This window comes from Thermocrinis albus DSM 14484, assembly GCF_000025605.1.
GTDB classification, from domain to species: domain Bacteria; phylum Aquificota; class Aquificia; order Aquificales; family Aquificaceae; genus Thermocrinis; species Thermocrinis albus.
In genome coordinates, this window is the sequence record NC_013894.1 from 1,406,753 (window position 1) to 1,419,027 (window position 12,275).

Annotated in this window: 10 protein-coding genes and 1 tRNA gene; 5 read left to right on the top strand and 6 right to left on the bottom strand. The window is 47.6% G+C overall.

Annotated elements, in window-relative coordinates; translation table 11 throughout:
- Window positions 1-7 precede the first annotated feature (7 nt).
- Window positions 8-1,627 (top strand): cytochrome c oxidase subunit I, encoded by a 1,620-nt coding sequence (locus THAL_RS07660; protein ID WP_012992542.1) that lies wholly within the window; start codon window positions 8-10, stop codon window positions 1,625-1,627.
- Window positions 1,628-1,789: 162 nt separating this feature from the next.
- Here the strand turns inward: THAL_RS07660 and THAL_RS07670 are convergent, their stop codons facing one another.
- From THAL_RS07670 to carB, 3 genes are read right to left on the bottom strand one after another with little or no spacing between them, the layout of a single operon-like run.
- Window positions 1,790-3,427, bottom strand: coding sequence for a single-stranded-DNA-specific exonuclease RecJ (locus THAL_RS07670; RefSeq protein ID WP_012992544.1), 1,638 nt, complete (start codon window positions 3,425-3,427; stop codon window positions 1,790-1,792).
- On the bottom strand, window positions 3,424-4,770 hold the full coding sequence (murC, locus tag THAL_RS07675; RefSeq protein WP_012992545.1) for a UDP-N-acetylmuramate--L-alanine ligase: 1,347 nt from the start codon (window positions 4,768-4,770) through the stop codon (window positions 3,424-3,426). Before murC ends, THAL_RS07670 begins: the two co-directional genes overlap by 4 nt.
- 1 nt (window position 4,771) lies before the next feature.
- Window positions 4,772-6,445, bottom strand: a complete 1,674-nt coding sequence (gene carB, locus THAL_RS07680) for a carbamoyl-phosphate synthase large subunit (RefSeq protein ID WP_012992546.1) — start codon at window positions 6,443-6,445, stop codon at window positions 4,772-4,774.
- Window positions 6,446-6,464: 19 nt separating this feature from the next.
- Here carB and THAL_RS07685 point away from each other — a divergent pair, with 19 nt between their 5' ends.
- The 3 genes from THAL_RS07685 (at window position 6,465) to aroA (ending at window position 9,342) form a co-directional block, all read left to right on the top strand.
- Window positions 6,465-7,952 carry an ArnT family glycosyltransferase gene (locus tag THAL_RS07685; protein WP_012992547.1) on the top strand — a complete coding sequence of 496 codons (1,488 nt, stop codon included), beginning with the start codon at window positions 6,465-6,467 and terminating at the stop codon, window positions 7,950-7,952.
- Between the two features lie 8 nt (window positions 7,953-7,960).
- Window positions 7,961-8,032: transfer RNA gene (locus tag THAL_RS07690), tRNA-Val, on the top strand.
- Between the two features lie 8 nt (window positions 8,033-8,040).
- Window positions 8,041-9,342 carry a 3-phosphoshikimate 1-carboxyvinyltransferase gene (gene aroA, locus THAL_RS07695; RefSeq protein ID WP_012992548.1) on the top strand — a complete coding sequence of 434 codons (1,302 nt, stop codon included), beginning with the start codon at window positions 8,041-8,043 and terminating at the stop codon, window positions 9,340-9,342.
- Here aroA and hisIE read toward each other — a convergent pair.
- Genes hisIE through THAL_RS07710 form a run of 3 tightly spaced genes read right to left on the bottom strand, consistent with a single transcriptional unit; the run spans window position 9,334 to window position 11,388 of the window.
- The gene (gene hisIE / locus THAL_RS07700) at window positions 9,334-9,981 is read right to left on the bottom strand and encodes a bifunctional phosphoribosyl-AMP cyclohydrolase/phosphoribosyl-ATP diphosphatase HisIE (RefSeq protein WP_012992549.1); all 648 of its coding nucleotides are present in this window, start codon (window positions 9,979-9,981) and stop codon (window positions 9,334-9,336) included. The genes aroA and hisIE overlap by 9 nt on opposite strands.
- A complete protein-coding gene (locus tag THAL_RS07705; RefSeq protein WP_012992550.1) occupies window positions 9,965-10,381 on the bottom strand; it encodes a M67 family metallopeptidase in 417 nt (138 codons plus the stop codon). The genes hisIE and THAL_RS07705 overlap by 17 nt, the downstream gene beginning before the upstream one ends.
- A complete protein-coding gene (locus THAL_RS07710) occupies window positions 10,375-11,388 on the bottom strand; it encodes an aspartate-semialdehyde dehydrogenase (protein ID WP_012992551.1) in 1,014 nt (337 codons plus the stop codon). Before THAL_RS07710 ends, THAL_RS07705 begins: the two co-directional genes overlap by 7 nt.
- Before the next feature lie 109 nt (window positions 11,389-11,497).
- On the opposite strand from THAL_RS07710, the gene THAL_RS07715 reads away from it, so the two are divergent.
- Entirely contained in the window at window positions 11,498-12,274 is a 777-nt protein-coding gene (locus THAL_RS07715; RefSeq protein ID WP_012992552.1) for an iron-sulfur cluster-binding protein, read from the top strand.
- The last annotated feature ends 1 nt before the right edge of the window (window position 12,275 follow it).

The following is a 12,275-nucleotide window of genomic DNA, read 5'->3' on the forward strand; positions in this document are numbered from 1 at the left end:
TGTACCCATGGCGGTAGCAGGTGTTCACAGACCTTGGTTCGGAGCCACACTTAAAGAGTGGATATTCACCACGGACCACAAGAAGATAGGCGTTATGTACGGCGTCACCAGCTTGCTTTTCTTCCTTATAGCGGGTATATCGGCTCTAGGTATCAGGTTGGAGCTGTTTCAACCTGGACTACAGTACATGGATGAAGATACCTACAACGCTCTGTTAACCACTCACGGTGTTCTGATGCAGTTCTGGTGGGCGGTAGGAGTATGGTCCTCTTTCGGAAATTTCCTACTCCCTCTGATGATAGGTGCAAGGGATGTGGCTTTTCCTAGACTAAACGCTCTCAGTTACTGGTTCTTCTTCTCTGCCAGTGTTCTTGCTGTACTCACCCTGCTGCCAGGAAATCATATAAGGATGATGTGGACAGGCTATCCTCCTATATCCCTTAATGATAACGTAGGTCAGGTGGCTTATTACGCCTTCATCATTCACCTCCTCGGTGCCTCTTCCTTGGCAACTGCTGTTAACTTGGTGGTCACCAACCTGCGCATGAGGGCACCAGGCATAACCCTTGGTAAGATGAATCTCTTCTTACACGCTTTCCTTGCCATGAACGTGATTCAGATCTTAGGTGTTCCAGCCTTAGCAGGTGCTGTCACCATGCTGCTTTTGGATAAGTACTTCCACACCGCCTTCTTTGATCCTTCCAGAGGTGGAGACCCTATCCTTTATCAAAACATCTTCTGGTTCTACTCTCACCCCGTTGTTTACGTGATGGTACTCCCTGCCTTTGGTGTGATATCTGAGATAGTGGCTACCTTCTCCAGGCGTGAGATATTCGGTAGAAAGTCCATGATAGCGGCTATATGGGGTATAGCCATCCTCGGTTTCATGGTGTGGATTCACCACATGTTCACCAGTGGAATACCAGACTGGATAAAGATCATCTTCTCTTACACCACCGTCCTCATAGGTGTACCCACAGGTATAAAGATCTTCAACTGGGTGGCAACGCTGTACAAGGGTTCCATAAGGTACACTACTCCTATGCTTTACATCCTCAGTGCTATCTTCATGTTCCTCATAGGTGGTCTTACAGGTATACCGCTTGGCCTTCCGGCCTTTGACATAAACGTTCAGGACTCCCACTTTGTGGTGGGTCACTTCCACTACGTGCTGGGAATGACGGTGACGCTGGTGGCCTTCGGTGGCTTCTTCTATTGGTTTCCCAAAGTTACGGGAAGGATGTACAGTGAGTTCTGGGGTAAAGTGGCCCTTGTTCTCATCATGGTAGGATCTAACCTCTTCTACTTCCTCCAGCTCATAGTAGGACTCGAAGGTATGCCCAGGAGATACGCTGACTATCCTCCCATACCCCAATGGATTACACTCCACGAGCTTCAAACAGTGGGTGCCTTCATACTGGCTGTAGGAGTAGGTTTGGCTGTCCTCAACTTGGTCCTTTCTGCCAAGTTCGGTCCCAAGGCCCCTGACAACCCTTGGGAATCTCCTTCTCTGGAGTGGCTGGTTCCTTCACCACCTCCACCTCACAACTTTGACAAAATACCTCACATGCCTGAAGACTGGGATCCTTATAACTACGAGTGGCTTTCCAAGCATAAGAAAGTATGAGGAATAAAAGTGGGGGCTTTTCGCCCCCTTCTCACATACTTTTAGCTCTGCTGCTGTTTCTCTTAGCTTCTTTTTCTTTCTTTTTAGGCGCTTACATGTTTCGTACACCTGAAGCAAGAAAACAGAAGATAGATGAGTACAAAAGAGAGATTCTTAGTAAGATTAAGAGGAGAAATCTTCCAGGTCCACGAGAGTGAAGATGTTTTTCTCTCGCAAAGATGGACTGTAAACTACTCTACCCCTCCATTCTCTCTGTGATATCTTGCCTATAAGATGGCGATCGTAACTTACCAGCCTTGTACCTGTATCCGGATGGTACATAACGAGTCTACCAGACGATATTTCTGAGATCTGTAAGGTCAAGGGTTCGGATAGGAATGTAGGGAAAGGGAAACCTTCCCCGAATGGTTCCATACGCCTTAGAGCCTCCACCAAACTTTCATCACATCGTCTTATAGGAAGTTCCATATCTATGTCCAGTCTGAGCTCTGAGTCAGGTAGGGGCATATATCTTAGGTTCTCTTCCAGTACATCCAAAAGGTGGGTGTGTATGGTAAAACCCATGGCCTGACTATGCCCACCCCATTTAACAAATAAGTGAGCCAAAGGAGCCAGTGTACTGTGTATGTCTATGCCTTCCACCGATCTGGCAGAAGCTGACGAAAGATTGTCGTTAACGGAAACTACTACCACAGGTTTCTGGATTCTGGACACCAGCTGTCCTGCCACTATACCACCCACACCCTTAAAACGTCCTTCCAGTTTCAGAAGGGGTATGCTTACATCCTTCTGCTTCTGCAGTTGTTCTTCTGCAAGTCCTACAGCTATCTCTGTGAGCTTTTTCCTCGCTTGGTGGAAATTCTCTATCTGAAGCACCAACTGTTTTACTATACTCTCTCTGTTTTCTGACAAAAGTCGGAAGCTATAGTAGGGATTGGCTACTCTGCCCGGAGAGTTAAGTCTCGGTACCACCAGAAAGGATATGTCTCTGGACGTGATGGGTAACGGGATACCTGCCTTCTCTATAAGTAATCGCAGGCCTAAGAGTTTTACACCTTTCTGCAGGTAGTAGTTCAAAGCCCTTATACCGTTGTAGACCAGTATGCGGTTGAGGGTATTCAGATTCATAAAGTCTCCCAGGGTACCTATGGCCACCAGTGGTAGCTCATCACGCGTATCGTAATCGAGCTGGAGTTCTCTCTGAAGACATGTGATGAGGTAAAAGGCGAGCCCAACGGAAGATATCTCCCTGAGATCTTTGGGTGTGTTCTGGTCTATCTTCGGGTTCACCAGAATAGCGGGAGGGAGCTCTCCGTGTGGGTTGTGATGATCCAAAACTATGGTGTCCTTGCTTCTTCCCCTTAGTTCTTCTAAGGCGGTGGTTCCGTTGTCTACCGTTATGAGGAGATCCACCCAGCTATCCCACTTTTTAACGAGATCTATATTAAGACCGTACCCTGACGATCTGTTGGGCAGAACTACCTGTACTTTTGCTCCTGCATACCTTAAAAATCTGTACAAGAGAACGCTGGCTGTTACACCGTCTACATCGTAGTCCCCGTATATGAGTATGTTCTCTCTCTTCTTTATGGCCTTCGCTATACGCTCTACCGCTATATCCATGTTGGGAATAAGATGAGGTGGAAGAATTTTCCTCAGCTTCAGATCAAGGGCTTCTGCGGTCACACCTCTGTTAGCCATTACTTGTGCCACAACGTAACCGTAGCTTCTTATCATCTCCGGATCCGGAGATATACGCTCACTTAAGAGGTTCCACTCTTTTCCTGATAGACCCTTCATACTTCTAGAAACTCCTCGCTCCACTTACCTATATTACCAGCACCCATAAAGAGTATAACGTGGTTATCCGCCAGCCTTTTGACAGCTTGGAAAACCTCTTCCTTAGAGGGGGCGTAAATACACCCTGAGATCTCGGCCAACTGCTTGGCGGACACATGCCACCTGTTTTCTTCTCCTGCGGGGTATATGTCGGTAACTATGCAACTGTCAGCCTCCCTCAGCACTGTGGCAAAGTCTTGCAGGAGGTAGTAGGTTCGGGAGTATCTGTGAGGCTGGAACACTAAAAGGATCTTGGTATCGGGGTACATCTCTCTCACCGCCTTTATCACAGATCTTATCTCTGTAGGATGATGACCATAGTCATCGTAGACAGGAAAACCTTTGTAAAAACCTTTCAGCTCCAGTCTCCTTTCGGCATTTCTAAAACTTTCCAGAGCTTCTTTTATGACATCAAAACTCACATCCATCTGAAGAGCCACCAGTATAGAGGCAAGAGCGTTCTGCACGTTGTGTTTCCCAGGGACCTTAAGGTGTATATTACCAAGATTCTTCCCCATCCATACCACATCAAAGGAGTAGGTCCCTTCCAGAAGTCTCAGGTTCTTAGCCATCAGATGAGCTTCAGTTTGTATACCGTATGTGTAGTGTTTTTTAGATACATAGGGTATTATCTGGCTACAACCTTCGTCATCGGCGTTGAGAACGCTAAAACCATAGAAAGGAACACTGTTGGCAAACTCCAGGAAAGCTTTCCTGATACTGTCATAGTCCTTGTAAAAGTCAAGATGTTCCCTGTCTATGTTGGTTATTACAGCCACCGTGGGTGTGAGTTTGAGGAAGGAGCCATCACTTTCGTCCGCTTCCGATACTATGAAATCCCCCTTACCCAGTCTGGCATTTCCGTTGAATCTCTGAAGGATTCCCCCTATCAGAACAGTGGGATCAAGACCGGCCTCATGAAGGATGTAAGCTATCATGGAGGTGGTGGTGGTTTTACCGTGGGAACCACATACAGCTACTCCCTCTTTTATTCGGAATAGCTCAGCCAGCATCTCACCACGAGGTATGGTGGGTATTCCTCTACTCCTTGCATAAACTAGCTCCGGATTATCAGAAGAGACTGCTGAGGAGTAAACCACCACCTGAGCGTCCTCCACATTTTCAGGTCTGTGACCTATGTATACCCTTATACCTGCATCTTTCAACATCTGGGTGTTCCTACTCTCCTTTATATCGGAGCCTGATACTGTATAACCCATCTGCATCATAAGAAGGGCGAGTCCGCTCATACCGATGCCACCCACACCTACGAAGTGAAGTCTTTTAACTTTTTCCCTAAACATGTCAGTCCTCGTCCAAGATGGTTTCTCCTTCTATAGTGTAGAAAGGTCTTTCGTAGGAGGAGTAGTAATAAGGTGTGTAAGCTACAAACTCACCGGCGCATGTGTCCACACCTTTGAAGGAGGGGATTATACGGTAAGAGTACCTTAGGCTTCTGATATCTTCTTCCTTCATGCCCTTCATCTGTGCCAGCTCCCTGTCGGAAAAACCCAGCTCCTTGGCCTTTCTCAAAAGCTCTTCGCTTATAGGTGCATCTTTCCAGAGTTTTTCAAACTCTACCAGCTCCCAGATCTGATAAAGGAACCATTTGTCTATGTAGGTCAGTTGATGTACCTCCTCCACGTGCCACCCTCTACGGAAGGCCTCCGCTATATGCCATATCCTGTCTGGGTTGGGTGTCCTCAGCATCCTCTTTAGATCTTCGTCATGAAGGTTGTTCATGGAAAGTGTGGTGAGTCCAAAGCGATCCATCTCTAAGCTTCTCACCGCCTTGAGGAAAGCTTCCTTAAAGGTCCTTCCTATGGCCATAACCTCTCCCACTGATTTCATCATGGTGGTGAGAGTTCTGTCAGCCTCGGGAAACTTGGCAAAGTCAAAGCGAGGTATCTTGACTACCACGTAATCTATTGACGGCTCAAAGGAAGCGGGCGTGTGACGGGTTATATCGTTCCTAAGTTCGTCCAAGGTGTAGCCTACAGCCAGTTTGGCAGCCACCTTGGCTATAGGGAAACCGGTAGCTTTGGAAGCCAGCGCAGAGGAGCGAGAGACTCGTGGGTTCATCTCTATCACGTAAAAGTCACCGTTTTCGGGATTTACGGCAAACTGTATGTTAGAACCTCCCGTATCTACACCAACCTCCCGCATTATCTGTATACAGGCATCTCTCAGTATCTGGTACTCCTTGTCGGTGAGGGTCTGGGCTGGTGCCACCGTGATGGAGTCTCCCGTGTGAACACCCATAGGATCAAAGTTCTCTATGCTGCAGACTATTATGACGTTGTCCTTCCTGTCACGTACCACTTCAAACTCGTACTCCTTCCATCCTATCAGGGACTTGTCTATGAGTACCTGATGTATGGGAGAAGTCTTGAGGGCTATCTGTAACCTTTCTACAAATTCCTCCATGTTATAGGCTATGGCTCCTCCCGTCCCTCCGAGGGTGAAGGCAGGACGTAGTATAGCTGGGAATCCTATCTCCTTTATAGCCTGCAGAGCCTCTTCCAGGGAAGAAACCACCGCGCTGGGAGGAACCTTAAGACCTATTCTCTCCATAGACTTTTTGAACAGCTGTCTGTCTTCACCTTTCTTTATGGCTGTGTAACTAGCTCCCAGAAGTTCCACGCCGTACCTTTCGAGCACTCCCTCCTCATATAACTTTACCGCTAAGTTGAGGGCTGTCTGTCCTCCCAAGGTAGGCAAAAGCGCATCTGGGCGTTCTACTTTTATTATTTCTTCCAGAATATCCACCGTCAGAGGTTCTATGTAGGTTCTGTGGGCCATACCCGGATCTGTCATTATGGTGGCTGGGTTAGAGTTTACCAATACCACCTGATATCCTTCTTCCACCAAGGCTTTGCAAGCTTGAGTACCTGAATAATCAAACTCCGCAGCCTGACCTATGACGATGGGACCGGAACCTATGATGAGTATCTTTTTAATATCCTTTCTCTTCGGCATCCAAAGTTAAAATTTTACCATGCTCCTGTACTTGCTCGTGGCTCTTATTATATTTCTCCAGTTTTACCATTTGGGGAGTTTTCAGGTGTGGATACCTAACGAGTCTTTCTATGCCTATGCCTCCCGCCATATGATGGAGTATGGGGATTTTATAACACCTTATTACAACGGTGAGGTGAGGCTCAACAAACCTCCCATGACCTATTGGCTTGCTGTGGTAGGCTACTGGCTTCTGGGATGCAACGAATGGGGGCTTAGGATAATGCATGTCTTCCTTTCTTTACTTACAGGAGTGCTTACCGCCGTAATAGCTTATGAGCTTACATCTAACACGAAGGTGGGTATTCTTTCCTTTGCCGTTCTTACCACTTCTTTCCTCTTTTTTGCTAACGGTAGGTATGTATCACCAGAAGTTCCTCTCACCTTCTTCGTAACAGCCACTCTATGGGGATGGCTCATGTACTACAGAAAGAGAAACTGGGTGTTCCTGGTTTTGGCTTTTCTTTTTGCAACGGGGGGCGTTCTCACAAAGGGACCCGTTGCTTTTGCAATGCCCGCTTTGGTGGTACTGCTTTATCTTCTTCTTACGGATCCCAAAGAGCTTACTAAAAAAAGTTACTACTTTCTGGGAATCTTCTTCTTTTTTGTCAGTATGTGGTGGCATGCCTTTCAGCTAATTTTTCACAGAGAAGAGTTTTTGAAAGTTTTCTATGAGGAGAATCTAAAGCGCGTTTGGGGTGGAGAAGATCCTTGGTATTTTTATCTTTTGGACACACTGGTGAGTTTTCTTCCTTACTCCTTCCTTTTCTACTTGGCTGTGGTGTGGTTTGTGAAGGAAAGAAGAAAGGAACTCACCTTTCCCTTCGTTTGGTTTTTGGTGTACTTTCTGATTTTCAGCATCATTAAGCAGAAGATACCTGTGTATGTTCTGCCGGCTTACCCTGCTATGGCGGTTCTCACAGCCGCCTTTCTGGAAGACACTAAGATGGAGAAGGTAAAAACTCCATCCGTTTATTTTCTCAGTTATCTTATGGGAATCGCTTATCTGATCTTAGTTTTATACCTGGGGCTCAGTTATCTCTTTCTGTTGGCCGTTCCCCTCTTCTTTCTGGCACCTAAATTGACACACAGTTACGCTCCACTCCTTTCGGGAATCCTTTTCCTCTTTCTGCTGATAGGTGGTGTGTTGCCATGGTTAGAAACTTACAGACCATATAGGGATCTAGGTAGCTACATAAAGCACCTTGATCCTGCCGGCAAACTACCGGTGTATGAACTCACCTACTTTCACCACAATCTTCCCTTTTATGCAGAGAGAAACATAATAAGAAACAAGATGCCTGTAAAAGGTTCCATAGTTATATATCCCCTCAGTGGAGGTTTTGTCTGCAGTCCTTCCAGAACTTTCGTCATGTACACAGGCTCCGAGTCTAGGCTGCTACGCTACATACTGGATGCCAAAAAGGGTAAAAGATTTGAAACCTTCGGTGTATGTGTGTATAATTAGAATATGAAGGGCGATTAGCTCAGAGGTAGAGCGCCGTCCTCACACGACGGAGGTCGGAGGTTCGAGTCCTCCATCGCCCATTTCATCCATGCTTAAAGTTAGGAAAGTAAAGAAAGTAAGGGGTGAGTTAAGGGTTCCCTCTGACAAATCTGTGTCCCACAGGGCGGTTATACTGTCCGCCATGGCAGAGGGAGAGAGTGTAGTACACGACTGGCTTATATCTGCAGACACCCTTGCGACTCTTAGGGCTGTAAGAGCCTTAGGAACAAAGGTTCAGAGGAAAGGCGCCACCCTTCGCATATGGGGAAGGGCCATGCGCTTCCAAGAACCCTCTGATGTGTTGAATGCCCAGAACTCAGGGACAACTGCAAGACTACTGATGGGTCTTTTGGCTACTCAGCCTTTTTTTTCCACCATAACGGGAGACAGCAGTCTCAGGAAAAGACCTATGCTGAGGGTTGTGGAGCCTCTACGTCAGATGGGTGCATGGTTGGATGGCAGAGAGAGGGGAAACAAACTTCCCGTAAGTGTGAGAGGAGGAACTTTAAAGGGTATAAGCTTCTTCAACGTCAAGGCATCTGCTCAAGTGAAGTCTGCTATCCTGCTAGCAGGTTTGGGTGCTGAGGGGTACACGCAGGTGGAGGAACCTGTCCTCTCCAGAGATCACACAGAGAGGATGCTAAAGCTCTTTGGTGTAGAGGTTCTTACCTTGGACACAGAGAAGGGTAGGATGGTGAAGATAGAAGGTGGGCAGATACCTAAGAGCGCAGAGGTTTTTTGTCCCGCTGATCCATCTTCCGCTGCTTTCTTCGTGGCGTTGGCTCTTTTGGTGGATGACTCCGAGGTGCTCCTCAAGGATGTTATGGTTAATCCCACCCGTGATGGTTTCTTTAGGAAAGTGAGACAGATGGGAGGGGAGATATACTACGAGAATCTAAGAGAGATCTCGGGAGAACCTATAGCGGACATTAGAGTTGTAGGAGGTAGAAAACTCAAAGGCGTGGAAGTGAAGGGAGAGGAAGTACCATCCCTCATAGATGAGATTCCTGTTTTGTCAGTGCTGATGGCTCTTGCTGAAGGGAGATCAAGGGTAAAAGGTGCTTCTGAGCTCAGGGTGAAAGAGAGTGACCGTATCAGAGCGGTGGTGGAAAATCTCAGAAGCATGGGCGCTAAAGTGGAGGAACTGGAGGATGGTTTTGAGATAGAGGGGGTTTCTTCCCTGAAAGGTGCCTTTATAAAAACTTACGGAGATCACAGAATAGCCATGGCTTTTACAGTGGCGGGTCTCGTGGCGGAGGGTGAAACTGTTATAGACAATCCCCACTGTGTGGCTGTGTCGTATCCGGACTTTTACAGGGATCTTGCTGGTATAACTGAGATGTCATTCTGAAGTTTTGAAACGCCTTGAAAGTTCTTCCATCACTTCTGCCACCGACACCCCTTTAGTGGTTAGGGACAGTACCATAAAGTAGAGAAGATCAGACAGTTCTTCTTTGATTCTTTGGGGATCTCCCCCTTTGAGGGCCAAAAGGCTCTCCACAGCTTCCTCACCCAGCTTCTGGAGAATGCGGTCCTCTCCCTCCATGTAGATTTTGACTGTGTAGGAATCTTGAGGTTTTTTGAGGAGGCGGTCCTCTATGACCTCTTGGAGGCGTGCCAAGACCTCAAAAGGTAGTGGCTTAGTTACCTTAGATCCGTCTATGCTTCTAAAAAAGCAGTTTCTCTCCCCTGTATGACAGGCAACACCCTGTTCTTGATGGATTATATACAGTACCGCATCACCATCACAGTCTACCCGAACCTGTAACACCCTCTGGAGCTGACCTGAAGTCTCACCTTTTTTCCAGAGAGATCTCCGCGAACGCGAGTAGTAATGGGCGAATCCTGTCTCCAAGGTTTTCAGAAGAGCCTCCCGGTTGGCCCATGCCACCATACGCACCTCACCGGTGTTATAATCCTGAGCCACCACCACTACGAGGCCTTCCTCGTTCCACCTTATGCTGTCTAAAACATCAGCCGAATACTTCAACGGCTTCCTCCCTGAACTTACCCTCCACCAGTTCCCAACTGCGGTAAGATACACTCTTGCCTTTACTTACAGACACTATGATGTAAGACCAGCCTTCAAAAGCTCTCTCCTCATCTACGGTTGAGGGTCTGTCGGGATGATCAGGGTGCGAGTGGTAGACACCTACTATCTCAAGACCAAACTGCTTTGCTTTTTCTTCCGCCTTCATGTAGTCCAGAGGATCTATTTCGTACCGGTCCTCCTTCCTGTTGGGGCTCTTGTTGGGTGTTTCGTAAGCTCCAAAAGCGATCCTTACATCCTTGTCCCATTTACCCAGTAGAAGACCACACGTTTCGTAAGGGTAGTCCCTCTCAGCCTGAGCCAATATCTTCTGTAAAGCGGAAGCCTTTATCCTCAGCATGTCTTCACCAACTCGTACTCTAAAAGCAACTCCGCTATCTGAACAGCGTTAGTGGCAGCACCTTTACGGATGTTGTCGGCCACCACCCACATGGAGAGCCCAGGATCAAAGACAAGATCCTTTCTCACTCTACTCACGAAAACCTCATCCCTACCGGCCACCTGAAGGGCTGTGGCGTAAGTATCTTCTACTACCACCACACCGGGTGCTTCTTTAAGGAGGGCTGTTGCCGTCTCAGGTTCCAGTGGCTTTTTAAGTTTAACGGTAACAGCCTCAGAATGGCCGTAGAAAACGGGAACTCTGACGGTGGTGGCGGACACACGTATGTTATCGTCGTGCATTATCTTCCTAGTCTCGTGGAACATCTTCATCTCTTCCTTCGTGTATCCATTTTCCGTAAAAACATCTATGTGGGGGACCACGTTAAAGGCTATGGTGGCTGGAAGAGCAGAGGGTGGAGGTAAGGGCTCTCCCTTACACCATGCTTTTACCTGATCTTGCAGTTCCCTTATGGCCTTGGCACCGGCTCCGGAAACTGACTGGTAGGTGGACACCACCACCGCCTCTACACCGGCTACATCGTATATGGGTTTTAATGCCACCACCATCTGTATGGTAGAGCAGTTGGGATTGGCTATTATACCCCTGTGGTTCTTAACATCTTCCGGGTTGACTTCCGGCACTACCAAAGGAACGTCCGGCTCTAATCTCCACGCAGAGGAGTTGTCTATGACCACAACACCGTCCCGTGCAAATCTGGGAGCATACTCTCTGCTCACCGAACTCCCTGCGGAGAAGAGGGCTATATCTATCCCCTTGAAGGAATCCTGTTTGGACAAAGCTCTCACCTTAAAACTCTCTCCTTTGAAGGTGAGGGTTAAACCTTCCGATCTTTCGGAGGCAAAGAGGAAAAGTTCTTCCACCGGGAAGTTTCTCTCCTCCATTACCCTAAGGAAAGCCCTTCCCACTTCACCAGTTGCACCCACAACGGCCACCTTCAGACCCATGCCAGATAGTTTATCACAAGATATGCACGGTGAGGGGGTGCTGCGTAGACTTTAGTCTGTTGGGTAATTCAGACGGGACAGTGGCTTTCCTTATAAAATATTTCAGACTATGTTTCCTATTTTGGAAAAGAGTCTGTTGAGGGAAGACTTCCTTCTTCTGAAGATAAGAGCCCCCCACCTTCTCTCTGCGAAGCCGGGACAACTGGTCATACTGCAGCCCCATGAGCTTTCTGAAAGGATACCGGTATGTATTTTGGATTTATGGGAAGAAGGTTTTTGGTGCCTCCTGCAGGTGGTGGGAAGGACAACACTCCAGATAAAGGAGGAGGTGGAGAGTTTCTACTACGTGGGTGGTCCAATAGGTAAACCATTTCCCATCAAAAACTACGGTAAGGTTGTCTTTTACACAACAGGGTGGGGTGTGGCACCTGCTTTTAACGTAGGCAGAGCCCTTAAGAAGGAGGGGTGTTCTCTGCAGCTTTTTTACACAGGTCCCGGCGAACCTCCTATGTATCATAAGCTGAGGGAGGTTTTTGAAGTGATAGAGACTCAAGAGACACCACCTCCCGTAGATGCGGACCTTTGGGTGTCTGCAGGTAGTAACGAGCTTTCCCGTTATCTTGTCAGTCTGGGTAAGGGTGTTCCCCACATAGCTCTTGTAAACACCTACATGCTGGATGCGGTTGGCTTGTGTCTCGTCTGTCGGGTTACAGTGAAAGGAAGCACACAACTGGCCTGTGTGGATGGACCTTGGTTCCCGGCGGAAGAGGTAGATTGGGAGAACCTTCTGGAGAGAGAAACCTTGTACCGTCAAGAAGAAGAGTTGGCTTTAGAAGAGTATCTTAAAGAGCTTAGAAGGAGAAAAAACAAACCTGCGGAGGTCTGAC

Coding starts and splice junctions, on each gene's coding strand:
- THAL_RS07705 (WP_012992550.1), bottom strand. CDS start 10,381: ATGCTGAGGATAAAGGCTTCCGCTTTACAGAAGATATTGGCTCAGGCT.
- THAL_RS07660 (WP_012992542.1), top strand. CDS start 8: ATGGCGGTAGCAGGTGTTCACAGACCTTGGTTCGGAGCCACACTTAAA.
- THAL_RS07670 (WP_012992544.1), bottom strand. CDS start 3,427: ATGAAGGGTCTATCAGGAAAAGAGTGGAACCTCTTAAGTGAGCGTATA.
- THAL_RS07685 (WP_012992547.1), top strand. CDS start 6,465: ATGCTCCTGTACTTGCTCGTGGCTCTTATTATATTTCTCCAGTTTTAC.
- THAL_RS07710 (WP_012992551.1), bottom strand. CDS start 11,388: ATGGGTCTGAAGGTGGCCGTTGTGGGTGCAACTGGTGAAGTGGGAAGG.
- murC (WP_012992545.1), bottom strand. CDS start 4,770: ATGTTTAGGGAAAAAGTTAAAAGACTTCACTTCGTAGGTGTGGGTGGC.
- carB (WP_012992546.1), bottom strand. CDS start 6,445: ATGCCGAAGAGAAAGGATATTAAAAAGATACTCATCATAGGTTCCGGT.
- aroA (WP_012992548.1), top strand. CDS start 8,041: ATGCTTAAAGTTAGGAAAGTAAAGAAAGTAAGGGGTGAGTTAAGGGTT.
- THAL_RS07715 (WP_012992552.1), top strand. CDS start 11,498: ATGTTTCCTATTTTGGAAAAGAGTCTGTTGAGGGAAGACTTCCTTCTT.